We start from the raw sequence: 26,641 nt of genomic DNA, 5'->3' as shown, positions 1-26,641 counted from the left end.
GATTTAATCAAACAAAGGCCAGAGTACGCCGAATGAGAAGGCGCGGCCTTGTCCCATGTATCCTGGGGTAACGTAATATCCTTCTGGTGCAGCGCCCCAAAGTTTCATGTTGAGATACGACATCTGGAAAAACAACCGCACCCGTGAAATCCTTACATTGGCAAAAGCATCCGTTACAACACGTCCTTGCAACTGGGTGGTATTCTGGCGATGGAATTGCTGGGTAACCGGCATGTAGGCATCCGCATAATACGTGGAGCGGTAGCGTGCTGCAAGCCCAAGCTGGATATACAATACCTTCGCATAAATAAAATCAAAGGTTACCTCGCCGCTTCCGAAAATATTTGGAACCTTAAAAACGTCGCTGTTCCCAGTTGCAGAGTAATAAGCCATCCCTGCAAAATTCCATCTTTTAAAATGACTCTCTGTTGTAAAACCTACACGATATATGTTAAAAGCTGATGAAAGTTGTTTGGGTAGTGCAAGGGTGTCGTAATAAATGTAGTTTTCAATATTATGAATGTGAACCTCAGGAACAAAATCGATACGTTTCGTTTTCAATGGAAGTGATCCATAAATTGTCAAAGCATTTTGAGTGGAGAAGTTGTTACGCCAGTCAAAATGATTTCCCAGATATCTGCGAACGATTAAATCGGGAGCGGTTCTAATGTACTGAGCTCCGGCTAAACCCCATTTGGTTTTCAATTCTCCTTTGAGATTAGACTCAACATTGTCTGACAAATTAAGCTCAGCTTCAACAGTCAGATGTTGTGCCGAGTCTTTTAGATAATAACCAGCCCAACCTCCGACGATGTTGTCAAATCTCAATCCGGTCCGATAGGATGCGTACGGGCTTCCGGTTGTGTTCGGTACCTGCCCGCCGGCAGTCATACTGTAAAGTCTTGGTCGAAAATATGCCCGGTAATTGAAGCCTGAATAATAACCTTTCACGCCCAGTTTGGTATCCAGCACTTTATGGTAAATATCCTGACGCGTGTAGGATTCATCAAAATTCACGTCTTTATAAACCATATATTCTACCCCTCTGGTAATATCCAGATCGGTGTAGCGGTTGATTATACTCGTGAAGTCTCCCTGCTGAAAAAGCTGAAAACCGTTTGCAAGCTTGTATTGTTGGTAAATGTGAAATACGTGACGGCGTTCCCAGGAGTTGGCATTGTCACTGATCCGGGCAGGGCCGTCGTAAGGATAAGGACTGGTGATGCCTGTACTTTCATCAGTTGCGATTACCACGCCTCCCTGTTCTCGCACCTTTTGATTGAGGTGTCGGTAATTAGCAAGGATGAGGTATTTTTTATCTTTAGAAAAATAGCTGCCGTGTAACAAAAAGGTCCAGTTCTGACCTAAAAAAGCTTCTGAACTTAGCGTATTGTAGATTCCGTATTGCTTATTGGATGTAAACCTTTCAAAATTCAAACCGAAATTGAGGCGGGAATGCACGTTCTGAGAATAGCCGAATTTACCAAGCGAAGTTTTCTTGCCTCCATTGATGTAACTTAGATAAGTATGCTGTGACTTGGTGTCGATGTATTGAACTTCTTCCTGTTTGATAGCGTAGGCGTCATAAGCGCGCATTCCAAGCTGTGTTCCGATATCTTGCCGGGGTTGAAAAAACAGGTTTCGTGAAGCCGTTACTGCATTCCCAAGATCGACCAGTTTTCCCCAGGACCTGTCTATTGGCGACCACCGGTGGAAATTGGTAAGTGCAGTATCCACCAGATATCGTACAGAATCACGGTTATTCAGAATGTCGTTTTCGAAGTAGTGCAGCGTTGTTTTAGGACCGTAGATGTTTTTGGTACTGTCGTCGAGCACAGCGCCACCGCCTCCTCCGCTACCAAGACCTCCACCTCCACCACCTCCGCCGCCAGGCATTTTCAGTCCACCTGGCAGATTTACCTGTGCGGTTGCCTGATGCTGTACAAAAATGAAGCTGCAAAAGAAAATGAATACACTAAAAGCAATTCTCATAAACGAAACTCTATTTCGGCCGGTTTTAAAGGAGGTCATCGGGTATGTTGCAGAATCCATTCGTTAAATCTTGTCGCATCTGTTTTGAAATCGACGACAATGGGTACATATGCAAATTGAGCCGTTAAGCCAGCTTCTTCCACCAGTGGTTTCAGCTTGACCATATCCTTTTCGGTTGTTACCACAAAAGTATCGTTTTTTAAGTACTTAATCAGGCCTTCCAGGTCACCGGGTGAGTAATTGTGGTGATCAGGGAAAATTATTTCTTCCATAACGTTGGTTTGCTCCCTAAGGTGTGCAACAAATGTCTCCGGATTTGCTATTCCTGCAACCAGTTTAACATTCTTTAACCTAACCGGCATCCCTGAGTAACCAAGCGGTGCGGCATAGCGGATAAAAGAAAAGAACACGGGAACATCCAGTTTGCTGTACCTTCTGATATTTGATGCGATTTTCGTTTTTTCAACCTCTGAGATATTTTCAGGACACTTGGTGACAATAACCACGTCTGCGCGTTTTGCGCCATTTCTGGTTTCCCGCAAGCGACCGGCAGGAAACGGCATGTCCTGGTAAAACGGTCGGTTGTAATCATTGAGAAGCAATTTAAGATCTTGTCCAATGGCGCGGTGCTGAAAAGCATCATCAAGCAGTATGAGCTTTATTTCAGGATGCACTATGGAAAGCTGGCTGGCTCCTTCAACACGTTTTTCGCACACGGCGACAAAAACCTGTTCCCCGAATTTTTCAAAATACTGTTTGGGTTCATCACCAATGTCAGCGGCAGTGGAAGTGTGGCTGGCAAGACGGAATCCCCTGGTTTTTCGTCCATATCCGCGACTCAGGATCGCCGTTTTGTAAACGGGTGATAAAAGTCGTACAAGATACTCTGTCATAGGTGTTTTGCCTGTACCACCCACAGTGAGATTACCTATCGAAATGGTGAATTGTTTCGGTTTTTCGGTATGGAAAATTTGCTGGTCATAAAACAGGTTGCGAATACCTGTCACCGAACCGTATATCCAGGAGAGTGGCGTTAATATGACTTTTATCCAATTATGTTCTTCCATCTTGTCTGCATAATTACGTAATTTTTGGCTAATATTGTGCCCCTTGAAACCTGACACCATAAATCATGCCGTTAAAAATCGCGTTTAAACCCTATACATTCCTGTTCAAAAAGGAAGCGGGTACATCGCGCGGTGTGATGACGGAACGAAAATCCTGGATGATCAGGATTACAGATGAGGAACAGCCGGGCTTGGAAGGTTATGGTGAATGTGCGCCTCTGCCCGGGTTAAGTTTCGACGATGTTCCTGATTTTGAAACCCAGCTGCTTTCCGTTTGCGAATTGTTCAATGAGCTCGATCTGGAAGTATTTCCTTTCAATCTATCCATCATTCTAGAACAGATCGTTCCGGAACATTTGCCTTCCGCCCGCTTCGGAATTGAAACTGCGTTATTGGATTATATGAACGGAGGGAAAAGGATTATTTATTCCAATACTTTCTCTACCGCAGGAAAAGGGATTCTGATGAATGGCCTTATCTGGATGGGATCTTATGACGATATGCTTGCGCAGGTAGAGCAAAAACTCGCTCAGGGATATTCAACCTTAAAAATGAAAGTGGGGGCTATTGATTTTGAGCAGGAACTGCGCATTCTGGCTTCAATTCGTGAGAGATTTTCTAAGGAAGAAATTACATTGAGAGTGGATGCCAATGGCGCATTTTCACCTGCCGATGTTGATGAGAAACTGGCTCGGCTTGCAGCGTTTGATCTGCATTCAATAGAGCAACCCATTAAAGCAGGACAGCACGATTTGATGGCGAATGTTTGCAAATCTTCTCCTGTGCCGATTGCACTTGATGAGGAGCTGATCGGCATTTTTGACTATCGGGAGAAGTTCGCATTATTGAAAAAAATACAGCCGCCTTATATTATTTTGAAACCCGGACTGCTTGGTGGTTTTCAACATACAAAAGAATGGATTGAAATTGCCAACCGTTTGAATATTGGCTGGTGGATTACTTCTGCACTGGAATCGAATATCGGGTTAAATGCCATTGCTCAGTTTACTGCCGGTTTCAGCAACGAGCTACCGCAGGGATTGGGTACCGGGCAACTTTATCACAACAATTTCGAATCGCCGTTGGATATCAGGAACGGACATTTGTTCTACAATCCAAATGCAAAATGGGAACTGCCCCGTTTTTGATAACGAGATAATCCCCACTTCACCTGTCGCCGTTCAGCCCGCTAAAATGCGTTCAGACCGGGCTAACCCAATCGACACCTTTGCGTAGCCACTGCAAGGTTTCAGCTTCCTTGGAACCTTCTTCCGGAATCATGTTATACTCCCAATTGGCCTGCGGCGGCAAACTCATCAATATGGATTCGGTGCGACCATTCGTTTCCAGTCCAAACTTGGTACCTCTGTCCCAGACAAGATTGAATTCCACATAACGACCACGCCGTAAAAACTGCCATTGTTTTTGCGCTTCCGTAAATGAGTCGTCTCTGTGTTTCGCCATCAAACTTGTGTAGATAGGAGCAAAGCTTTCTCCAACTTCTTTCAAAAACGCAAACAATGCTTCCTTGGACAGCCCTTGTCCGTTTCCTTCTTCATCCGGTTTCAGGTAGTCGAAGAATATACCGCCAATGCCACGGGTTTCGTTTCGGTGCTGGATAAAGAAATAATCGTCTGCCCAGGTTTTAAATTTCGGATAAAAAGAAGCATGGTGTTTGTCGCAGGCCGTTTTTAAATGCTGGTGGAAATTCCTCGCGTCTTCTTCCACCACATAATGAGGTGTAAGGTCGATACCACCACCAAACCAGCATGTTCCGTTGTCCAATTCGAAATACCGCACGTTCATGTGGATGATCGGTACGTTGGGATTATGCGGATGCAAGACGATGGAAACGCCCGTTGCAGTGAAATGAAAATCATCGTTTTCATTAAGATTCATTTGCTGCCTAAGCCTTGGATGAACTTCGCCACGCACACTTGAAAAGTTAACGCCACCTTTTTCAATAACTCCGCCTTGCTGGATGAGCCGGGTTCTGCCACCTCCGCCCGAATGATGTTCCCAGGCGTCTTCCTTGAATTTCGCCGTACCATCGGCGTTCTCTATGGCCGCACAAATATTGTCTTGTAAGTTTTTGAAAAACGTTTCTATATCTTCAACCTTCATGAATTTCACTTCTTTTGTATAACGGCAAAAGTACAAAATATGAGAGTGTAATCTTAATTGAAAGGTATGTAGGATCAATTCGCCTTGTTTTACATCTGGTAGCTGACTCCGTCACTCATCCTTTCGTCATAAGTTTCAAAACCTTAGAAGAGAATTTACTTGGTGATGTAAGTTATTGGTTGATTTAGCATTACATTCTTGCCAGATTATTCAGGAATAGCTGTTAACGGAGTGTATTTTTCTTGCCATGCACGGAAGGTCTTAGGCGTGGAGAGCCCAATTTGAAAATAATGCTTCCCGTAGTTTATCGCGTTTTTTTCGAGTTTACTCACAAAATAGTGATCGAAGTCGGATGGCTTATATTTTTTTAATTCGGCATTGCTAATTCTGCGCTCATCCAGCCATACACCAAATTTCTTTCCGTTTTGCCATTCATCAAGCTGAGCCTGAGTGGGCCGTGTGATTTGGGGAACTTCGAGCATAGGAATAAATGGCACTTTGGTGGCTTTTGCTTGCTGTTCTTTACTCATTGATCGAAAAATAACATCGGCTATTTTTACCTGGTCGTTATCCATCATGGAATAATAAGTGTATTTTTTTCCATTTCGACCGACTCTTGTCTCGATCATTTTCTTTAAAATAGCTTCGTATCTGTCAAATTGTTTGTCTGTAACACCCTCAATTCGAGTTGTGGAATTACTTTTGGCTGGTTGAGTAATTTCTTTTTGAGCCACGATTTCTTTAAAAGAAATTAGGTAGATCATGCAGGTCATCAGAATTAGAACAGTTGCTTTTTTACTATTGGCAACAATTGTTGAAGTACTTCTGGTCATCATCGCTAATCGTTGTTTGGTGATTGAATAGTTAAAACTGCTGGTAAGGTTTACTTGTTTTGTAAAAAGAATTTTGTCCAGGAGCATCAATTGATACCTGCTTACATTAAAATGGTTTGAAAGGACGGCTTCGTCGGCAAGAAATTCGTGATTAAGGCGAATTGCTCTTTTATAGAGAAGTAGCAACGGATTAAACCAGAATACTGCGAGCACGATTTCCAGAAAAAGAATATCCAGTGAGTGTTTCTGTCTGACGTGCGCCATTTCATGGATCAACACTTCTTCTTCGATTAATTTCTGGTTATACTCGCCTTTACTTATAAAAATATAATTCAGAAACGTGAACGTAACTGTTTGCTCAGGCAGTAGCACCAGGTAGGTTCCCTGGTGTAAGATTATTTCGTTTGCATATGTTTTGGAATAAATGGCACGAAGATTACGGGTTAGTCGGGCGAGGAGAAACATAACTATCAAGATGTAAAAGCCCATGGGCACATATTCCATCCAGTTTATTCTCGTATCTGGTCTTACAGTTAGCGGTTCGGTATGGATGTTATTGTTCGGGATTTCAAACAATAAACCGGAAGTTTGGTCATAATTGAGAATAGATATGGGCATGGACTCCTGTTTTAATTCAATACTGATCAACGGAATTACCAGTGAAAGAATAATACTGATCAACAGATAAAATCGGTTGAAGTGATGCATTTTCTCTTTCTGCAAAAAGAGATGGTAAAACATCAGCAGAACACCTGAGCATAGGATTGATTTAATGATGTAAGTTGTCATTGGTTTTTGTAATTAATTGGTGACGGTAGTTCATAGAATTACAGTGCGTTTTTACAAAAGCTGCTCTATTTCCGTTGTGATTTTGCTATCTGACGGTCTGGGCGCATTAGGATTAACTACTTTTCCCGATTTGTCGATCAGGAAGTATCTCGGAATGCTAGTGATGCGGAATTGCCTTTTCAAGTCCGATTTGTCGGGCTGAACGAGAATGTAGTTTCCCGGGGCATCAATGCCCTCCGATTTACAAGCTTTCTTCCAAGCAGCACTATTTTCGTCCATAGAAATATTTATAAATACGACATCTTTTGTTTTAAATCGTTTCTTTAGTGCTTTGGACGCTGGCATTTCTGCCCTACAAGGACCGCACCAACTTGCCCAAAAATCAACATAAACCACTTTACCTTTGTTGTTTTCCAACATTCGACTCCATGAAATGTCCTCTCCGACTGCATTTGCCAACTTTCCCGTAGCAGATTTCTTTATTTCCAGGAAATCATACGTCTCTTTAATGTATGATTTGAGCAAAGGATCTCGCGCATCAATCTGAAATTGCCTGGCAAGTTTCGGGTTCGGTTTTGTGCTATTGAACATTCCACCCAATTTTATCAGATTGTACAACAGATAATCCCGAGTCCGTCCTTTAAAATTTTCAGCATACGATCCGTAAGCCTTTTCTGCTCCCACCTTAGCCGGGTCGGCGATGAAGTTTTTAGCAAAAGCTTCAGTCAAATAGGGGAAGTTGGGATCGTCGAAACAACTATCGCAATTCATCATGGGCAATAGTTCGTTAAATAAGGACTTGCTATCATTGAGGTACTTCCGAGTCTGATCGGATGTTTTTTTGTTGAAGTTCAAATGAGCAATTTTGTATTGATAGAGGAGATTTCGAAGTAGGATTTTCTTCTGATCCGGATCAAAATCGTTTTTCGAAGTATATGCCGCCAAAAATTGAAGATTGTCTTCATAGTCGTTCTTCAAAACCGAGTCCCTTGCTTTGAAATCCATTTTGGTAAACTTTCGATATCTTGGTATATCCTTCAGGTCAAATTCAGTGATCCTTTTTTGTTTTTTAATGTGCCTGGCTAGCTCCTTGAGCGCATTGAGTTCATAGGTACGTTTAGGATTTCCAACCACCTCAAAGTTCGAAAAAACGGAATCTTTAGTAATTCTGTACGTCTCGCCGGGTTTGAGATAGATGTAGCTGTGAGCCATCCAATGAATATCTTTAATCAGTATAGGTCTGGACGAGACAATTTCTTTTTTGAAAATGGAATCGACTTTTAATTTTTCAGGGGTTTCGATGATATTAAAGTTGAACAGAGGATCCATATATTCGAAGAAAAACTGTTCTCCTGGCTTCGTTTTTATCTCAAGGGTAATAAGGCTGTCAATCTTCGGAATTTCTTTTAAGACAGCTGTTTGTTTTTCGCTGTTCTCATTCTTTGTGTTCTGAGTGCAGGAAAATAGTGAAATAGTAAAAAATAAAATAACGTATTTCATGGCTGAATGCGTTTGATTTTGAGTTAAGATACTTTTTTTACTCGCTTTTTTTTCTGTTTATTTCTATCTCTATAATATTCCGCAATTCCTCCAATTCTGCCGTGCTCATGTTCGTATCCTTTGCGAAAAAAGAGCCGAACTGAGACACGGAGTCATTGAAAAAAGTTTTGATCATTCCCCCAACCTGCTTGGAGAAATACTCCGTTTTTGGGACAATAGGGTAGTATTCCCGGGAGTTTCCGTAAAGTGTGTAACCCACAAAACCCTTATCCTGCATTCGTTTTAAAAGCGTAGCAACCGTGGTGGTGGCGGGCTTTGGTTCGGGAAATGAATCAATCAGGTCTTTCATAAAAGCTTTTTCCGCTTTCCATAAATAGTCCATCAGTTGTTCTTCGGTTTTACTCAATTGTATCATGCGATTCTATGTTTGTCTATCATGCTCTACAAATGTAGAGTATTAATTTTTATTCTCATATATTTTGTTGGAATTTTTATTTTTTTTTGAAAATGTTATCCCAGATCTATCCTAGGGATATCAATTTTGTGCATTACGTTTAAAGCGCTGACATCGTGGCTGGTTATGGTGAAAATGGAGGCTTTAAAAAAGGGAGAAGATTATTAAAATGTAATTTTTTAGGATAATTTAAAGAATAATTAATACTTTTAGAAAAACCTAAACCTGACCAATTATGAGAATGTATACGTCATTTCACACAACGGCCTTGCCCTTTTCCATGTTATACCTGCGTAAGTTGCCGCTGAATTCTTACCGCAACAGGTACAAACTGTAAATCAATCTATTCGCTCTTCAGGCATTCTGATACTAAATTATCAAATTGTTAATAAGAGATTAGCGGAAACTCAGGTACCTCAAAAATGTACAACTTTGCGGTCAGAATGGTTGGTTGAGCATTATTCATCTGTCTCATCCTGCTTTTCGATATTGTTTCCCTTCTCTGTAAAACATATTGGTTGTTAAGTATTGTCTACTGCGTATATAGTAATAGGTGTCTTTTTCGAAAGGTGATCTCCATCGTTTTTCAAACAATATGCATTCATCTGATTTTAACATACAACTTTACTCAGCACCATGAATAAACAAGGTACATAACTGCTTAAATCGTAATGTGATGTAAGTCACCGTTTTCAAGGTAACTATGTGAACCGGGATCGACCGGGTAATGTCCTTTAGTTCTGTTGAATTTCTTTAGAATAAAACAAATCATCTATGTCCCTTTTTAAAGACAGGAGGATTTCGGTTATGAAATCTCTCGACAAATCTCTCGTCCAACTTGCAATTGTAGCCATGGCTCATGGTGCGGTTTGGGCAAATACTCCCATTTCCCCGGCCAACCTGGGAAGTTCGTATGTCTCACAGCAAAACCCGGCAGTAGCTGAACGGAAAATCACAGGTAAAGTGGTGGATGCAGCCAATAAACAGGGGCTTCCCGGGGTCAACATTCTGATCAAAGGGTCTCAGGTCGGGACAGTTACCGATGTAGACGGTAATTATTCGCTGGATGTGCCCGATGATGGTGCTACTCTGGTATTTTCATTTGTGGGTTATCTCACCATTGAAGAGATGAGCGGAACCAAAAGTGTAATTGACGTAAACCTTGTTGCTGATACCAAAGCACTTTCAGAAGTAGTGGTGGTAGGTTATGGAACTCAGAAAAAGGCAAACCTGACCGGCGCCGTGGATCAGGTTGGAGAGGAGTTTTTCCAAAACCGGCCCATTCCCAATATTGCGCAGGGGTTGGTTGGAGCTATACCCAACCTCAATCTTAACCTGTTAGATGGAAAACCAACTCAGTCGCCCTCATTTAACATCAGAGGTACTACTTCGATTGGGCAGGGAGGAAATGCTTTGGTTTTGATAGATAACGTGGAAGGTGATCCACGTATGCTGAACCCCAATGACATCGAAAGCGTATCGGTTCTAAAAGACGCTTCATCGGCTTCTATTTACGGAGCGAGGGCGGCTTACGGTGTGGTACTGATCACCACCAAATCGGCAAAGTCGGGCAAGACGAACATCACTTATTCGGCAAATTATTCACTTAAAACGCCTACCGAAGTACCGGATAATATTACGGATTCCTATCCGTGGGCGCAGGGTTTCAGTGATGCCTGGTCGCGCTGGAACGACAACGGAAGTACTCCGACGGCAATTAACAAAACGATCAGTTTTTCTCCCGCTTATCTTGCTGAGATCAAGAGGCGCTACGAAGATCCTTCTCTGCCAAGAGTGGAAGTAAATCCGAACACGAATGAGTATCAGTACTATTACAGCACAGACTGGTATAAGGAGCTGTACAAACCACGGATCAGTACGCAGGACCACAATCTTTCCCTGTCGGGTGGAAGTGAGAAGGCTACGTTTTACCTGAGCGGGCGTTACAATGGTCAGGAAGGTTTGTTCCGGTACAACAGCGACGACTACCGGATGTACAACATGCGGGCAAAGGGAGCAATACAGCTTACGCCGTGGTTGAAAGTTGAAAACAATATGGAGTATTCTCACACGAAATACCATCAGCCCATTAATGTGGGTGAGGGAAGTGGTATATGGAGAAATATTGCTGATGAAGGGCACCCGCTGGCTCCGATGTTAAACCCGGACGGAACGTTGTCTTTCTCTGCTGCGTATACTGTGGGTGACTATTACATCGGGAAAAATGGAGTGGACAACATTCAAAGATTTCTGAGAAACAGGGTTTCCGCAAAATCAGAGTTCTTTGACAAAAGTTTGATTATCCGGGGAGATTTTACTTTCCAAAGCAATGATATCGCCAATCAGCAAAATCGGGTGCAGGTTCCTTACAGCCGTACAAAGGGTGTATTTGGTTACACAGGAACAAATACAAATGACATTCAGGAAAGAAAAAGAACGACCCAGTACATTGCCACCAACGTGTACGCCGATTATGTAAAATCCTTTAACTCGACGCATAATTTTGGCTTCCTGGTAGGATTTAATTACGAACGTTCGCTTTTCAATAACCTCACAGCTCAGCGAAACGGAATTGTATATGCAGATGCTGATGACATAAGCCTGGCATTGGGACAAAGTATTGTAACTACGGGAGGTTATCAAAAATGGGCAGTTGCAGGTGGGTTTTTCAGAATGAACTACAACTTCCGTGAACGTTATCTGTTGGAAGTAAATGGCCGTTATGATGGTTCATCCAAGTTTCCAACCAACCAGCAATGGGCATTCTTCCCGTCTGCTTCCGTAGGATGGAGGCTTTCTGAGGAGCCATTCTGGAAGGTGAATACAAAGGCGTTGTCAAATGTGAAGTTACGCGCTTCTTATGGTTCGCTGGGTAATGGTAACATTAATCCCTATTCGTTCAATGAGAAATTCGAAATCTTGCAGTCTGACCGTGTGATCAATGGCATTCGTCCGCAGCTAACGAGCCAGCCGGGAGTTGTACCTAACGAGCTTACCTGGGAGACTTCAACGAGCGGCAACGTTGGTTTGGATTTGCAGAGTTTGAATGGGAAACTTTCTCTCGTTGCCGACCTGTATCGCCGCTGGACAACCGATATGTTCACTGTCGGACCAACCGTTCCGGCAGTATTTGGAACCGGAGTGCCGAAGGGTAACTATGCGGATATGAGAACCACGGGTTGGGAGCTTTCATTAACCTGGGCAGACCAGTTTAAGCTCGCTTCAAAACCATTTAATTATAATGTACGCTTCACTCTGGCAGATTACACTGCGGTAATTACCAAATACAACAATACTGACAAGTTGCTGACGGATCATTATGAGGGGAAGAAAATCGGGGAGATCTGGGGTTATCAGGTTGAAGGCTTGTTCAGGTCGTTGGATGAAATCGCAAATTCACCTTCGCAGGCCAACGTGCAGGCTACCAATACCAGAAAAAATTATCCGGGAGATCTTAAATTCAAAAATCTTGATGGCGATAACATTATTTATCAGGGATCTAACCGTGTGGGAGATTCAGGCGATAAATCAATTATAGGTAATGCTGAACCACGGTATACCTATGGATTGAGTCTTTCCGGAGACTGGAGTGGGTTCTTCGTTTCAGGTTTTTTGCAGGGTGTGATGAAACAGGATTATTATCCTTCGGCTGAGGGACGTTTCTGGGGACAATATAATCGTCCTTACAACGCCTACCCACGTTGGCAGAAAGACAATATGTTCCGTGAAGAGTTGGGTAATTTTGATGCTTATCTGCCACGTCTGGTGGGTTATCAGGCTCAGGGAGCAAACCGTGCGATGAGTACTCCGAATGACCGCTTCCTGCAAAATGCCGCTTACATCCGTTTGCGAAATTTACAGATTGGCTATACCATACCGCAGCGCCTGCTTTCCAAAATCCATGCGCGTGACGTGAAAGTGTATTTGTCGGGAGAAAATCTCTGGACGTGGTCGCCGATGTACAAGTGGACCAAGGATACAGATGTTACGAACATCTACGGCTCCGACAGAGATTTGAGTAGTGACGGAAAAGGAACAAGTGGCGACGGTTACAACTATCCCATGCTTAAAGCGGTATCAGTTGGTTTAACCATTAACTTTTGATTTACGATGAAAAACATAAAGCTATTTAACTATACGCTGGCAGCAATTTTTGTTGTTGCCGTAAGCTCCTGCGATTTGGGTGAAACGCCCGTGGATACAGCTACAAACCAAGCCGTTTTTGGCTCTGAAAGTGGTCTTGAACTTTACGCTAACTCTTTTTACAAAATACTTCCGGAACCCGATATTGGAGTATTTCAGGAGGACGATAATTCGGATCTTATTGCCCGCAATGGTGTGGATAATTACCTGGCTCCCAATGCGCTGAGTTCGATTACAAGTACAGGGTGGGAGTGGGACAAATTGCGTAATATCAACTACTTTATTGAGAGTGCGGAGACAAGTCCTGTGGCTACCAGAAACCATTACATAGGTGTAGCCCGGTTTTTCAGAGCACTGTTCTACTTCGATAAGGTGAAAAGATTTGGAGATGTTCCCTGGATTGAGAGAACCATTGATGTGAACGATAAGGAGAAATTGAACGCGAAACGGGATGATCGTTTTGAAGTAATGGACAAGGTGTTAGCTGACCTTAATTTCGCTATTGAAAACATCACTCTTAACTCAGATCCAAGTACTACAAGGATTACCAAAAATGTGGCGCGGGCTTATAAGACGAGAATCTGTTTGTTTGAAGCTTCTTTGCGTAAATATCATACGAATTACAACAAACAATCCACAGCAAATGCCTGGTTTGAGGAGGTAGTAAAAGAGGCTAATGCCATCACCGGATTTACACTGCATACGGGAGCGAATCAGAATACGTCGTACAGGGAAATGTTTATAGCCAAGAGCGCCTTTGCCGATGAAACGATCTTGTCTGTTGCATTGAGTGCAAACTTGCAGGTATTCAGTTCAGCCAACCGCCGGTTTATAAGCCCGACCTACGGGAACCGTCCAAGCCTTACCCGCCGTTTTGTGAATACCTACCTGAATCTGGATGGAACTTCTTTCACAAGCAATGCAGGTTATAAAACGACCCCCTTTGTCGAGGAAGTTAAAAACAGAGATTTACGTTTGAAGCAGACTATCAGACTTGGGGACTACCGTCGCACCGAAAATGGAGTTTCAGTGGTGGCTCCTCCGAATTTTAGCCAGACTTATACCGGCTACCAGCCTATAAAATGGTGTTATGATGAACGTTTTCCTTATGATGATGAAAGCAGAAATGACAACGCTCACATTGTAATGCGTTGGGGAGAAGTGTTGCTGAATAAGGCAGAAGCACTTGCAGAACTAGGTACAATCACAAACGCAGACTGGACTGCTACCATTGGTGCGTTGCGCAAAAGAGCGGGCATAACCGGTACCACTTTGACAACCTTGCCGACAGTGGCTGACCCTTACATGGTGGATTTCTATAAAGGAAAGTTCACGAACCCGGTATTACTGGAAGTTTTGCGAGAAAGAGCGGTTGAGCTGGTTTTTGAAGGCCTGAGACCGAGTGATCTGAGAAGATGGAAATTGGGAGAATTGTTTCAGCAAGCGACATTAAACGGAATGTATGTGCCTGCTTTGGGTGAATATGACCTGAATGGAGACGGAGTGAAGGATGTATATTTTTATCAGGGTACAAAACCTACATCCAACACACCAGGACTTGCGTTTGTGGATGTTTCACCTTCCACTGCTGTGGGACGAATTCAGTTGTCCAACGGAACTTCCGGTGAAGTGTTGTGGAATCCGGGAGCACGCGAATGGGCTGATAAAAAATATCTGTATCCGATCCCGGAAAATGACCGCACCCGTAATGCGGCATTGGGGCAGAACCCTGGGTGGTAAATAGGGGTGATATTGAATAGAAAATGGCGGCAATCCTGTTGGGACGGCCGCCATTTTTTTTCTTATAGCTAAATATTTCAATCCGGCAGAGACAAAATACTTACGCCTTTAATACTATGTTTTTAACTTTCTATTACCAGTTTTAAGGTTAGCTCAAAGCTAATGGCTACGAGCTAATCAGTTATCAATTCTCAAAAACGAACCACTCAGATTAAATACCAGCTCAACACGGTTGGAAAGTTTTACTTCCTGATCCGTTTTGTCTTTTTCCCATTCAATTATAAAGTGATCTGCGTAATTAGCCTTCACGTATTCCAGAACCTTCGAAGGTATCATCGAATCAGGCAGTTTGAGAGTAGCCGGGCTTTCAGCGTCGTAGCAGTCTCCGTCTTTGTCAAAAGACAGTTTTACCTGATTGTCAAGAATCACATCGTATGTTGTCTGCAAATCGTCCCTTTCTTTCACCACTTGCTGCACATTGGCAGCCGGGAAGTGAGCTTCCACAAATTCCTTTGCTCCCCCTGGTAATTCGTTCTCGTTTACAACTTTGTCTTTGTCGCAACCAGTTATTAAAAGCAGGCTGAATACGAGGCTTGTTAATGCGATTTTCATAAAGTGTCAGTTAGATAAATTGTTCATTAGTTTGATCTGAGACAATCCGGAATGAGCTTCCCCCTATCGATCGGGAGAAAATTTAAGATTTGTCTTCGCAGGTAAACAGGCAGGAACATACTATTTTTGTGCCAGCATTGAAATTACCTGTACTTTGAAATGATTCGAATTCTCCTTTTTCTCCTGCTTTCGTCCTCTCTGGCTTTCGCTCAAACTTATACATCTACCATTCGCGGTACGATAAAAGACGCAGATACGGGTCTTCCGCTGGAAGGAGCCTCAGTTGCTGTTGAAAACCAGGTGAATGGAGTAAATACTTCGAATGAAGGCACTTTTCGGTTCGATAAACTTCCCGTGGGCAGATACGTTTTATCAGTTTCATATCTCGGTTATGAGTCAATCACCATCCCGGAAATACTGCTTGAATCTGGAAAAGAGAATGTACAGGATATCAGGCTACATCAGTCCGGACGACAACTGGAGGCTGCAACGGTGACTACCAACCGACCTGGCGCTTTCAATAGTGTGCAGGAAATTACGATTGAGCAAACACTGCGCTATGCGGCAACATATCTGGATCCTGCCCGTGTGGCAACGTCTTTTCCGGGTGTGGCGGCAGCAAACGACCAGGCCAACGGGCTTGTGGTTCGGGGAAATTCACCCAACGGAATGCAATGGCGGCTTGAAGGAATTGAGATTGTAAATCCCAACCATTTGTCCAATGCAGGTACTTTCAGCGACCGGGTTACCACAACGGGAGGCGGGGTAAATATATTGAGCACGCAGTTGCTTTCGAATTCATACTTTATGTCGGGTGCTTTTCCTGCACAATATGGCAATGCCTTATCTGGCGTGCTGGACATGAATCTGAGAAAGGGGAACGATGAAAAAACAGAATTTGTAGCTCAGGTTGGTCTCATCGGAATTGATGTTGCCGCAGAAGGCCCTTTCTCTAAGAAATCGAAAGCATCCTATCTTGCCAATTACCGCTATTCATTCACCGGCTTGTTAGGCGCTATGGGGGTGGACTTTGGCGGTGAGGTTAACAAGTTTCAGGACTTTTCTTTCAACATTAATCTGCCAGCCGGTAAAACCGGAACCTTCACTGTTTTCGGGTTGGGTGGCATTAGCGAAAATGTATTTACTGCCGACAGAGATAGTGTGTCCTGGGAATTTCAGAAAGACGGAAGGGATATTATTTTCAAAAATAAGATGGGAGCAGGGGGGATTTCCCACACTTTACCGCTAGGGAACCGCACCGCCTGGAACACCACCATCGTTGCCTCGGGCCTGACCACTTCCAGAGAAAGTTATGATGTCAGCATCTCGGCAAACAACCGGAACCTCACCGAACGGGATGAACAAAACAAGGGGCGCATTTCACTGAGCACTTATGTAACCCATCGGATCAATAACAAAAACAGATTAAAAGCGGGTTTATATGTGACACGTCAGAACGATCAGATTAGTCAATACAGATACTACGGAGAATATAAAAATGAACTGGATGGCTGGCTGACTCAGCCATTTGTAAATTGGACATCCAAACTTACGGAAAATCTTACCTCCGAAATTGGTATGCATGCCATGATCAGTAAGCTGAGTATGGGCGTGCAGGAGGGAGAATCTTTTTCCCTGGAACCACGAGCTGCGATTAAATGGCAACTGGACAATAGCCAGCAGTTGAGTTTTTCATACGGACTTCACAGCCAGTTGCAGTTGCCGCAGGTGTACATGTCCAACCAAAGCACGACAACATTTTCCGGTAACATCGGGCTCAGCCCCACCAGGTCGCATCATTTCGTAGCAGGATATCAGAGAAACTTTGCCAAAAACAGCAGTTTAAAAGTGGAAGCCTATTGGCAGCATATCTATGACGTACCGGTGAGCAATGGGGTCAGCAATTCTTTTTCAGCGCTTAATGTCATTGAAAATGATGTAAACAGAAGCCTTACCAATGCTGGCAAAGGCAGGAACTATGGGGTTGAGGCAACGTATCAGAAGCTACTTACGGATCAGTATTACATCCTTTTGTCGGGTTCGCTGTACAGCGCAACCTATCAGGGCAGTGATGGCATCAGAAGAGACAGTCGTTTTAACGGCAGGCATACATTGAGTTTCACCGGAGGAAAGGAATTTAAGTCGGGAGAACAAAGTACCTGGGGATTTAATACCAAAATTCTGTGGGTTGGAGGATTCAGAGATACACCCATTGATGTAACAGCATCCGCTGCAAACCGCCTAACCACTTATATTGAAGATCAGGCATTTTCAATCAAAATGAAAGATTATTTCCGTCCTGATATTCGTATTTACTGGAAAAAAAGCAAGACAAAATACAATCGGACGCTTGCACTGGATATCCAGAATATTTCCGGTACCAAAAACGAAGCTTACAGTTATTACGACACACTTCAAAAAAGGGTGGTACGTCAATATCAGCTCGGTCTCATTCCCGTGTTAAGTTACAGATGGGAGTTTTAACTGTCCCAAAAGTTGGTTTGTATTGACTTTCGCACGAAATCATTACACCGTCGGACATTCACTTTTTTGCCTTCTTTAACGCGTCCAGATATTTTTTTCTGACACCGTTATCCTCCTCCTGTGCGCTTAGCTTTTCAATAGCGGGCAGGAGTTTATGGTTGTGATCCGTCTTCAATTTCAGGATTTCGCCTAGTGCGTAGGCTGTGGCCCAGCGAACTACGGTACCCGGGTGTCCGGCATTTGACAGCAGACTTTCGATCACATTTTCCAGCTGGTCCGGGAAGTGATGGGCCACATTGCCGATCACCCTGGCACTTTCCCATTTCACTTTCGGCTCGGCCGTGTCCAGTGCTTTTGTTACAAATCCTAATACACTTTCGTCAGCTATTCCGGGCTTTTTACTTGTGGCATACTCGAGTGCTTCGATGGCTGTGGCCAGCTCCGCGCCTTTTTTGGTTTCTGCAAATGCCAGTAATTCATGTACGGGAAGCTCGTCACTTAGCAGCCATTCTCCAATCCGGGTCACCTTCGCTTTTGCCTTAATCGATTTGTCACTAAATAAGTCTGCTAAGTCCATAGTCGTTGCTGTTGTCAAAAATATCAGTTGGTTAAATGATTTTCAACCGTTCCTCTTCCAGATCCAGCTGATACAACTGCTGCCGGATCACCTCTTCATCAATTTTCGGATTTTCGTTCAGTACTGTCAGATATTGACGTTGAACTTCAAGTATCTCCGTAAAAATCTCCTTCGTTCTGGCACTCATCAGGTCTTCGTCATTGGCTTTCGCACGCTCTTCCCATTGTTTCATAAACAATTGTACACCAGCGTGCGGGTTGGCTTCATTTGCATATTTTTCTTTCACATGTTCGTAAACGTGTTGCTTCAATCCACGTTTCATTTCCTTTTTAGTAGCTTCTTCCGACTCTTCATTCATGAACGCGTCGAAAGGGCGCCAGCGATTAATGATGTATGGAAGTGTAAGTCCCTGTACCACCAATGTGAGCAGGATGGCAACGAAGGTGATGAACAATATTAAATCCCGGTGAGGAAATGCATTACCGTTGTCCAGGGTAACCGGTATAGCCAGCGCCGCGGCAAGGGATACCACGCCCCTCATGCCAGTCCATCCTAAAATGAGAGGCGTGAACAACATGCGTTTAAAAGTTCTGATCTGTGGAAGCACGCCCGGTCTGAAAATCAGGGTGGCAAGCATAGACGCATAAGCGCTGATCATTCTGGCGACGATTAAAACAACCGTTATTAAAGCACCGTAACCGATGGCTGTACTCAGCGGAATACCTTTTGAACGAATGCCGGACACGATTTCGGGTAGTTCCAGCCCTATGATAAGGAATACAATGCCGTTTAAGATAAAGACAAAACTCTCCCAAACGCTGTAACCTCTGATGCGGCTGGCGCTGTTCAGGAATATCAGGCGTTTCGCAGACATGTACAAGCCGCCGGATACCACTGCCAGTACCCCCGAAGCATGCAGCTGCTCCGCAATCCAGTACATAAAATACGGTTCTATGATGGTGAAAGCGATATCGGAAGGTGCATCGGTAGGCAGCTTTTTATGCGCCTGTACAAACAGCCAGGCAATAAGCAGACCGATACTCGCACCGCCCAGCACCATCCATAAGAAAGTGAGCGCGGCATCCTGCCAAACAAACTGGCCGGTACCAACTGCCACCATGGCGAAGCGAAAAATAATGAGTGAGGATGCATCGTTCAAAAGGCTTTCTCCTTCCAGAATGGCAGTGGTGGATTTAGGTATTTTTACAAATTTGGTAATGGCGCCGGTGCTCACGGCGTCAGGTGGTGATACAATTCCGCCAAGTAAAAATCCCAGCGCAATTGAGAATCCGGGGATGTAATGATTGGCCACCACCGCCACGGAAAGCGCGGTAAAGAACACGACCAGAAACGCATAACTGGTGATCATCCGCCACCATTTTTTCATCTCCTTAAAAGAAACAGTCCAGCACGCCTGGAATAGCAGAGGCGGCAGGAAAATGAAAAATATGAGGTCTGGATCTATTCTTACAATTGGCAGTCCGGGGATGAAACTGATGAAAAGTCCACCGATAACCAGCAGAATGGGATAAGCGATTTTTAGTTTGGCGGCCCACATGTTGAGCAGCACGATAACGGCCACCATGGCAAGCAGGAAAGGCAATAGTGTATGCATTTTTTGCAATTATGAAGTCTGTACTTGGTTCGAAACGGTGTGGAGGCAAGATATCAGTTACCAGAAATGATGTTCGGTAAAATGAAGAAGTTCCGGCAAGTTTATGTTAACCAGCATGATGAAGTGTGTTTATCAAATTTGGACAAATTTAACCAAACTTTTTGCTGATAATAAAATTTCATTTTTGTCAGTCACTGATGCTTCATCAGTTCAAATTCTGCCAGTTAAGATTGATTCAACTACTTTCTTTAAGTTTAAAGCGCGGTAGGGACGATTGTAATCTGTAACGTCCCTGGCTGCACGGTGAAAGTATAGTTGCCAACAGAATTGAGCAGGTCTGACGGCTTTATAGGGAGCTACGGTTTTGGGAAATGTTCAGATAATATTTGCCAGCTGGCACGTGCTTTGATGTGGTTTGACTTTATGGATTAAATACTCATCCCACAATGCACTATGAGCTTGGTCAAATACAAAGCAAAACGATCGACGGGTAAAACGCCTGAACCATTTGGAGGCAAACCGGATAAAAAGGAACTTCGGTTTGTGGTGCAGAAGCATGCAGCTTCACACCTTCACTACGATTTCCGACTTGAAATGGACGGGGTGCTTAAAAGCTGGGCGGTGCCCAAAGGGCCATCCATGGATCCGGATGTAAAACGTCTGGCCATGATGGTGGAGGATCATCCATATGACTACCGGACTTTTGAGGGGATTATACCGAAAGGTGAGTATGGCGGAGGTACTGTGATGGTGTGGGACCAAGGCACTTACGAACCGGCAGAGGATTTGCAGAAAGATAAAAAAACGAATGAAAAAAATCTGTTAAAGCAGCTGAACGCCGGAAAAATCAAGTTCGACATAAACGGGGACAAGTTGCAAGGTCAGTTTGCGCTTGTCAGGGCGCATGGGAGAGGAGATAACGGCTGGCTGCTTATGAAGCTGAATGACAAATATGCGACCAAAGACGACATTACTTTGCAAGACAAGTCGGTGATCTCGGGACAGGATCTGAAAGAAATTGCAGCAACAAGTGACAACATTTATCGCCAGAAGAAGGAAGGTAAATCTGTTTCCAAAAAGACCGTTAAAAAGTCTTTGGACAAACAGTTAGATCCTGAAAATACGCATGTACCCGAGCCGCAGCTGGACGTAACTGAGATCATAAAGAAAGCACCGAAAGGTAGGTTTGACACGAAAATCACACCCATGCTCGCCACACTGGCAGATGCCCCTTTTGACGATCCGGGATGGCAATATGAAGTGAAATGGGATGGATATAGGGCGCTGGCGTTCATGAAAGGGGAACAGGTGGAGCTAAAATCGAGGAACAACAAATCATTTAACGATAAATTCTATCCGGTTTATGATGCGATCAAGGCCTGGAATCTGAATACGATCATTGATGGGGAAATCGTGGTCGTGAATGAAAAGGGCATTTCGACTTTTGGTGCTCTCCAAAATTGGCGGAGCGAAGCGGATGGCGAAATTTTATTCTACGTATTCGATATTCTTTGGCTGGACGGAAAAAATCTCACGGGACTGACCCAAAAGGAACGGAGCGCAGCGCTGTTACCATTAATTCCAGAAGGCGGTATCATCCGAAGTGGATTTAGCGTCGAAGCACGGGGAACCGATTTTTTTGATGCTGCTAAAGAAATGGGACTGGAAGGTATTATAGCTAAAAAATTAGACAGCACTTATTTGCCTGGTGAACGTTCACGAGACTGGTTGAAGATTAAAGTACAGAAACGTCAGGAAGTGGTTATTGCTGGCTATACCCGGAATGAAGACACGCCAAAGTTGTTCAGCTCGTTGCTGTTGGGGGCTTATGAAGGTAAAAATCTTAAATATGTGGGTAAAGTAGGAACGGGTTTTAACCAAAAGCAGCAAAAGGAAATGATTGCGCTTTTTAAACCTCTTATTACAGAAAGAACGCCATTTGAAGAAATTCCTGACTATAACAAACCGTCCCGTTTTCGTCGTAATCCACCTCATGCTACTGTTACCTGGCTGAAACCGGAATTGGTTTGTGAAGTAAATTTTTCAGAGATCACACAGGACGGCGTGTTTCGTCATCCGTCTTTTGTTGCCATGCGTGAGGATAAAAACGCAAAGGAAGTTGTTGTGGAAACAGCCACCGACAGTGGTAAGGTTACTAAATCCCGAAAAGCAGGTCTTGAAGAGATTGTGAGAACGCCGGAAAAACAGGAAGGCAGGACTTTGCTAAATCCCAAAGAGAAAACCCAATGCAAAAAGCTGCAAGGGCATGAGCTGAAATTTACCAATCTGAACAAAATTTACTGGCCGGACGAGAAGATAGCCAAGCGGGATCTGATCAATTATTATTACCAGGTAGCGCCTTTTATACTGCCGTATCTGAAAGACAGACCGGAATCCCTGAATCGGTTTCCGGGTGGGATCAAGGGGCCCAGTTTTTACCAAAAAGACGTGACTAGGAAAGTCCCCGAATGGATGACCAGGTATCGCTATCAAAGCAGCGACGATCCGGAGGATAAAAATTATCTGGTTGCCAATGATGAGGCTACCCTGCTGTATATGGCGAATTTGGGAGCCATTGAAATCAATCCGTGGAGTTCCACAACGGACAATCCTGATCATCCGACCTGGTGTATCATCGATCTTGATCCTGCTCCCAAGACCACCTTTGAACAGGTAATAGAGGCAGCACAGGTTACGAAGTCGGTTTTGGACCAACTGGGCGCCGCTTCATATCCAAAAACGAGCGGATCCACAGGTATACACATCTACATTCCGCTAGGAGGCAAGTATACCTACGAGCAGTCCAAGGAGTTTGCACGTGTGATTGTCACGCTTGTGAACGAGCAAATCCCTGACTTTACAAGTCTGGAAAGGGCAGTAAAAGCCCGAAAGGGTAAAATGTACCTGGACTTTTTACAGAATAGGCCCGGAGCAACGCTGGCAGCGCCATATTCAGTAAGACCAAAACCAGGTGCAACCGTTTCCATGCCGCTTCATTGGGAGGAAGTAAAACCAGGTCTGAAAATGTCTGATTTTACGATCTTTAACACCATGCAGCGAATAAAGGAAGTCGGGGATTTATTTCTGCCTGTTCTGGGAAAGGGAATTGACCTGCATAAAATTGTAGGAGCCGATGAATGAGCGGAATAGCTGACTCAGATGCAGTATAAAAATATGGACAGGGCTGAAAGTCTGTTTTTAATTTATGCTGGTGTGGTGACCATCGTTCCTCCTACAGGTCAGAATATCCTGACTATAACTCCTAAATCATCAACTTTCCATGTACCCGCAATTATTTTCCAATGAGCTGAAACTTGTTTTTATTGAAACCGCGGTATACGATCATAGTGGTGCCGTGGCATGTGTCAGGTTCGGTTTTGAGTTTGTTAATACAGAGTACACCGTTTTGCTGAGCAAGAATAATGTTGAGAAAGACATCAACTTCGTTGACGCGGAAGGCGATTCGGACCTTTTCGATGCCTTCTTACATCAAATCGAGGATGTACATTGGCACGAAATGAAGAATCTGTTTTCAAGGCATGAAATGCGGGAAAATCAGTACGTTGGAATTTCGTAAGGCAGGGTCGTTAAGCGATCGGCCGCAAGTACTTTAAGGATAAATAAGTCTGCCAATATATCATAACCGATACCGCATTTGAGGTAAATATGTACCGCTTATGCAGGTATTTGTTTGTCAATGAGTTACTTAAATTTATTTTCTCGTCCACAGCTTAGCATATTGCTTGTTGTTGAGGAATAAAGGGTGGGTGTTTTACGCGCACTCTTTATATTTTCAAACGATAATGTTCAAATTCATCCGGCATGGATGGCAGCTTATGCTAGTTAGGTTTACAATAGTTAAAGGGTGAGTGCCTTTCATTCACCTTTTTTTCTTTCACAGTGCTGAAAATTATATTAATCAGAGCCCGACAAACATAAGTCAGATCGGAATAATACACAGGAGTTCAGTGCCTTTGGGAGATGTAACGATATCCAGAGATCCGTTCATTTCCTGTATTCTGTTTCTGATGGATTGCAAACCGACGCCTTTGGTATTTGTCTTCGGGTTCGTGTCAAATCCCCTGCCATCATCAGTGATCTGAAGGGTCAGTGAATGATCTTCTTCATAAATAAAAAGCTTGATTTTACTGGCCCTGGCATGTTTGATAATATTGGCCATCGCTTCCTGAATGATGCGCAACAGATGAACGCGGGTTAGAGGAGATACTTTTTCCAGAGAAAGGTGATCTACCTCAATTTGTTTTTCATATTTGTCGCCGGCAAGCGCATTTGAAACGATCTTTTCTACACTTTTGGAAAAAGCATCAAGTTCATCTTCTGTTCCTTGCGTGTACCACTCGTGGCTTTTTTCTCTGGTAGCGATATAGGTTTTTTTTGCCAAATCGGATAATTGCTGCAACCTGTCTCTTTTTTCAGGATCATTTTCACCCATTAATTCTGTGGCCAGGTGATTACAAATGTGGACCAGGTTGCCAGAAATTCCGTCGTGAAGTTCCATTCCAAGCTTTTTTTGCACCGTATTGGCTTTTGCTTCCAGTTCTGCGATTTGAATCTGAGTGGTGTTATTGAGGTCTTCTATTTGCCTTTTCATTTTCGCATCCCTGGCCTTTTGCCTTAAAATTAATGAAGCAACTGCCACAATAAGTAAAGTTGATATGACAAAAATGACGATGTTCCTGTTGCCTTTTTCAATTTCGGCAGTCACGAGTTGCTCGGCACGTTGCTCAGCTACCATGTTGGCGTACATGTTATTATGGATGTCGGCCGTTTTTGTCGCTATGATGGAATCATTTATTTCGTATGCCTTCAGCAACGTATCATATGCAGATCGGTAATTGTTTTCCTTCGCGTTTAGTATACTGGAATAAAGTAAATATTTAGTAGCACCATCTCCAAACGCATTTTTGGACTCAGAAGCAACTTGGCCTTTTAGGATGTTAAAATAGTATCTGCCGCTATCAATTTGATTTTGTTTGATATTGAAGTCTATCATTTTCGTCAGCACAGCCCTTTCAAAAGCCCTGAGCCAGGCAGATGGTGATTCGGTTTGCATAGCCCTGACAAAGGTTTCGGCATCGTGTAGCACGGTCCACTGCTGCCTGGTATCCTTTAATACCTTCGCTCTTGCATGTTCTGTCATGTACAACAGCAGCCTGCATTGTTGTCTCCTTATTTTATTGAACCCCGCATCCTTTTCAATCTCTCTGAATATGCCTTCCGACAGATTGCATATTGCAAGCACTTTCAGGCTATCCTCTTTTTTTGCATAAATCTGAGCGGCATGATTAAGGATAGTCATCGCATTAAAGCAGGTGAGATAATGCACCTGCTGTTTTTTTAGCAGACCGGGCAACGATTTTAGAAATGGGAGATTATCCTGAAAAATACCCAGACGTTTATCAATATTACTTTGCTCATCTCTTCCATAAATGGCCAGAAGCAGCCGGGGTTCACTCAGGGAATTGACATAATCAACCGATTTTTTTAATTCTTCCTCCTGTTTCTGTAAATAATAAATTGAAAATCCCTCCTGATGAATGGCAATGGAATGATTCGCAAGAATACCATAGTAGCTGGCCCTGTAAGGATGATAAGATTCTTTGGACCATGCTATTTTTCTAAATGTTGCCAGTCTTTGTTTTAGTTGTGGTTCTTTCAGCGACTGCCCTGCAAGTACCTCCGCTTTCCGAAGGTAAACTGTATCATGCACTGATTTTGAAACATAGTCCGATAACAAACTTTCCCACTCCCGGGCAGGTGTATTCTTTTGTCCAAAACTATTAATCCAAAAAAGCAGGAAGCCTATCAGAAAAAGTATAGCCTGCTTTCCATTAATAAAACCTGGGCGGCAGGATCTGTCCCGGAATGTAGAAACGGAGCAATATTCTTGCATGAAGCCTTTCTGTTAATGTATCTGTTCAAACCAAATTGTTGTCGTAGGCGTATTTCACCAGTTCGGTAGCGGAGTGAAGGTTAAGCTTGCGCAAGATATTTCGTTTATGGGTCATCACCGTAATAGGGCTTATGAACAATATCTCTGCAATCACTTTGGTGCCTTTCCCGGCGGCTATCAGTCTGAGAATTTCCATTTCCTTTGCGGTTAATGCGGTATTTTCTGCTGATAAAATACTGTCTGCCAATTTTCCACTCAGGTCGTTGCTGATGAACTTTTTACCAAGATACGTGTACTCAAGAGCAAGCTTCACGTCACGGGGTTCAATTGCCTTACTCAGGTAACCATTGGCTCCGGCAGCAAGACAGGCCCTGATACTATTCGCATCGACTACACCCGTTATTACTATAATAATAATATTCTTAAAGGTTTTTCGGCAATAGGTAATGAACTCCAGCACATCCTGGCCCGGTATCATCAGATCGGTGATTACAAACCTGTAACTACCGCCCTGTAAATTCATTCTCGCCTTGTCGACAGAAAAGCAAATATCAACTTTGGAACCGGGTGGTAAAATCTTTAATAATAGCTCTTTAAAGCCTTCTGCTACCAGAATATGGTCATCAATCAATAATATATCCGATGCGGCGATCTCGGCTGTGTTGTGCATTTTATAAGGTGATTTTAATACAAATATATCTGATAAAATGAAATTTTAAACTACTGTATATGAGGTATATTGAGATAGATAAAAGGTATAAAAATGATCAATTTGAGTGATTGTTTTGGGCTGAAAA

17 protein-coding genes are annotated in these 26,641 nt (G+C 43.4%); 6 read left to right on the top strand and 11 right to left on the bottom strand.

Features of this window, described 5'->3' with window-relative positions:
• Nucleotides 1-3: 3 nt before the first annotated feature.
• Nucleotides 4-1,992: a putative porin gene (locus LZG71_RS18525; RefSeq protein ID WP_233822832.1), complete on the bottom strand. Its 1,989-nt coding sequence runs from the start codon at nucleotides 1,990-1,992 to the stop codon at nucleotides 4-6.
• Nucleotides 1,993-2,027: 35 nt separating this feature from the next.
• Nucleotides 2,028-3,059 (bottom strand): tetraacyldisaccharide 4'-kinase, encoded by a 1,032-nt coding sequence (gene lpxK / locus LZG71_RS18520; RefSeq protein WP_233822830.1) that lies wholly within the window; start codon nucleotides 3,057-3,059, stop codon nucleotides 2,028-2,030.
• Nucleotides 3,060-3,124: 65 nt separating this feature from the next.
• On the opposite strand from lpxK, the gene menC reads away from it, so the two are divergent.
• Nucleotides 3,125-4,207, top strand: coding sequence for an o-succinylbenzoate synthase (gene menC, locus LZG71_RS18515; RefSeq protein WP_233822828.1), 1,083 nt, complete (start codon nucleotides 3,125-3,127; stop codon nucleotides 4,205-4,207).
• A 52-nt stretch (nucleotides 4,208-4,259) separates the two neighbouring features.
• Here the strand turns inward: menC and hemF are convergent, their stop codons facing one another.
• The 4 genes from hemF to LZG71_RS18495 all read right to left on the bottom strand — a co-directional run bounded on the left by hemF (nucleotide 4,260) and on the right by LZG71_RS18495 (nucleotide 8,717).
• Nucleotides 4,260-5,183 carry an oxygen-dependent coproporphyrinogen oxidase gene (gene hemF, locus LZG71_RS18510; RefSeq protein WP_233822826.1) on the bottom strand — a complete coding sequence of 308 codons (924 nt, stop codon included), beginning with the start codon at nucleotides 5,181-5,183 and terminating at the stop codon, nucleotides 4,260-4,262.
• Between the two features lie 206 nt (nucleotides 5,184-5,389).
• Nucleotides 5,390-6,805 carry a M56 family metallopeptidase gene (locus tag LZG71_RS18505; RefSeq protein WP_233822824.1) on the bottom strand — a complete coding sequence of 472 codons (1,416 nt, stop codon included), beginning with the start codon at nucleotides 6,803-6,805 and terminating at the stop codon, nucleotides 5,390-5,392.
• A 51-nt stretch (nucleotides 6,806-6,856) separates the two neighbouring features.
• Nucleotides 6,857-8,305 carry a TlpA disulfide reductase family protein gene (locus tag LZG71_RS18500; protein WP_233822822.1) on the bottom strand — a complete coding sequence of 483 codons (1,449 nt, stop codon included), beginning with the start codon at nucleotides 8,303-8,305 and terminating at the stop codon, nucleotides 6,857-6,859.
• 37 nt (nucleotides 8,306-8,342) lie between these two features.
• On the bottom strand, nucleotides 8,343-8,717 hold the full coding sequence (locus tag LZG71_RS18495) for a BlaI/MecI/CopY family transcriptional regulator (protein WP_233823226.1): 375 nt from the start codon (nucleotides 8,715-8,717) through the stop codon (nucleotides 8,343-8,345).
• Between the two features lie 816 nt (nucleotides 8,718-9,533).
• Between LZG71_RS18495 and LZG71_RS18490 the strand changes: the two genes are divergently transcribed.
• Entirely contained in the window at nucleotides 9,534-12,863 is a 3,330-nt protein-coding gene (locus LZG71_RS18490; RefSeq protein ID WP_233822821.1) for a TonB-dependent receptor, read from the top strand.
• Nucleotides 12,864-12,869: 6 nt separating this feature from the next.
• Entirely contained in the window at nucleotides 12,870-14,642 is a 1,773-nt protein-coding gene (locus LZG71_RS18485) for a RagB/SusD family nutrient uptake outer membrane protein (protein ID WP_233822819.1), read from the top strand.
• Between the two features lie 177 nt (nucleotides 14,643-14,819).
• On the opposite strand, the gene LZG71_RS18480 is transcribed toward LZG71_RS18485, so the two are convergent.
• Entirely contained in the window at nucleotides 14,820-15,254 is a 435-nt protein-coding gene (locus tag LZG71_RS18480; protein ID WP_233822817.1) for a PepSY-like domain-containing protein, read from the bottom strand.
• Between the two features lie 159 nt (nucleotides 15,255-15,413).
• On the opposite strand from LZG71_RS18480, the gene LZG71_RS18475 reads away from it, so the two are divergent.
• Nucleotides 15,414-17,738, top strand: coding sequence for a TonB-dependent receptor (locus tag LZG71_RS18475; RefSeq protein ID WP_233822815.1), 2,325 nt, complete (start codon nucleotides 15,414-15,416; stop codon nucleotides 17,736-17,738).
• 58 nt (nucleotides 17,739-17,796) lie between these two features.
• Here LZG71_RS18475 and LZG71_RS18470 read toward each other — a convergent pair whose 3' ends face one another.
• Together LZG71_RS18470 and LZG71_RS18465 are read right to left on the bottom strand one after the other, a co-directional pair.
• Nucleotides 17,797-18,315, bottom strand: a complete 519-nt coding sequence (locus tag LZG71_RS18470) for a HEAT repeat domain-containing protein (RefSeq protein WP_233822813.1) — start codon at nucleotides 18,313-18,315, stop codon at nucleotides 17,797-17,799.
• Nucleotides 18,316-18,346: 31 nt separating this feature from the next.
• Nucleotides 18,347-19,930, bottom strand: coding sequence for a Na+/H+ antiporter (locus tag LZG71_RS18465; protein ID WP_233822811.1), 1,584 nt, complete (start codon nucleotides 19,928-19,930; stop codon nucleotides 18,347-18,349).
• A 453-nt stretch (nucleotides 19,931-20,383) separates the two neighbouring features.
• On the opposite strand from LZG71_RS18465, the gene ligD reads away from it, so the two are divergent.
• Nucleotides 20,384-23,071 (top strand): DNA ligase D, encoded by a 2,688-nt coding sequence (ligD, locus tag LZG71_RS18460; protein WP_233822809.1) that lies wholly within the window; start codon nucleotides 20,384-20,386, stop codon nucleotides 23,069-23,071.
• A 139-nt stretch (nucleotides 23,072-23,210) separates the two neighbouring features.
• Nucleotides 23,211-23,507 (top strand): hypothetical protein, encoded by a 297-nt coding sequence (locus tag LZG71_RS18455; protein WP_233822807.1) that lies wholly within the window; start codon nucleotides 23,211-23,213, stop codon nucleotides 23,505-23,507.
• A 363-nt stretch (nucleotides 23,508-23,870) separates the two neighbouring features.
• On the opposite strand, the gene LZG71_RS18450 is transcribed toward LZG71_RS18455, so the two are convergent.
• Together LZG71_RS18450 and LZG71_RS18445 are read right to left on the bottom strand one after the other, a co-directional pair.
• Nucleotides 23,871-25,844 carry a sensor histidine kinase gene (locus LZG71_RS18450; RefSeq protein ID WP_233822805.1) on the bottom strand — a complete coding sequence of 658 codons (1,974 nt, stop codon included), beginning with the start codon at nucleotides 25,842-25,844 and terminating at the stop codon, nucleotides 23,871-23,873.
• A gap of 25 nt (nucleotides 25,845-25,869) precedes the next feature.
• Complete coding sequence (locus tag LZG71_RS18445) at nucleotides 25,870-26,514, bottom strand: response regulator transcription factor (protein ID WP_233822803.1); 645 nt, start codon at nucleotides 26,512-26,514, stop codon at nucleotides 25,870-25,872.
• Between the last annotated feature and the right edge of the window lie 127 nt (nucleotides 26,515-26,641).

It is taken from the genome of Dyadobacter sp. CY312, assembly GCF_021390535.1.
Taxonomy (GTDB): Bacteria; Bacteroidota; Bacteroidia; order Cytophagales; family Spirosomataceae; genus Dyadobacter.
This window is presented reverse-complemented; position numbering and strand designations above follow the sequence as displayed.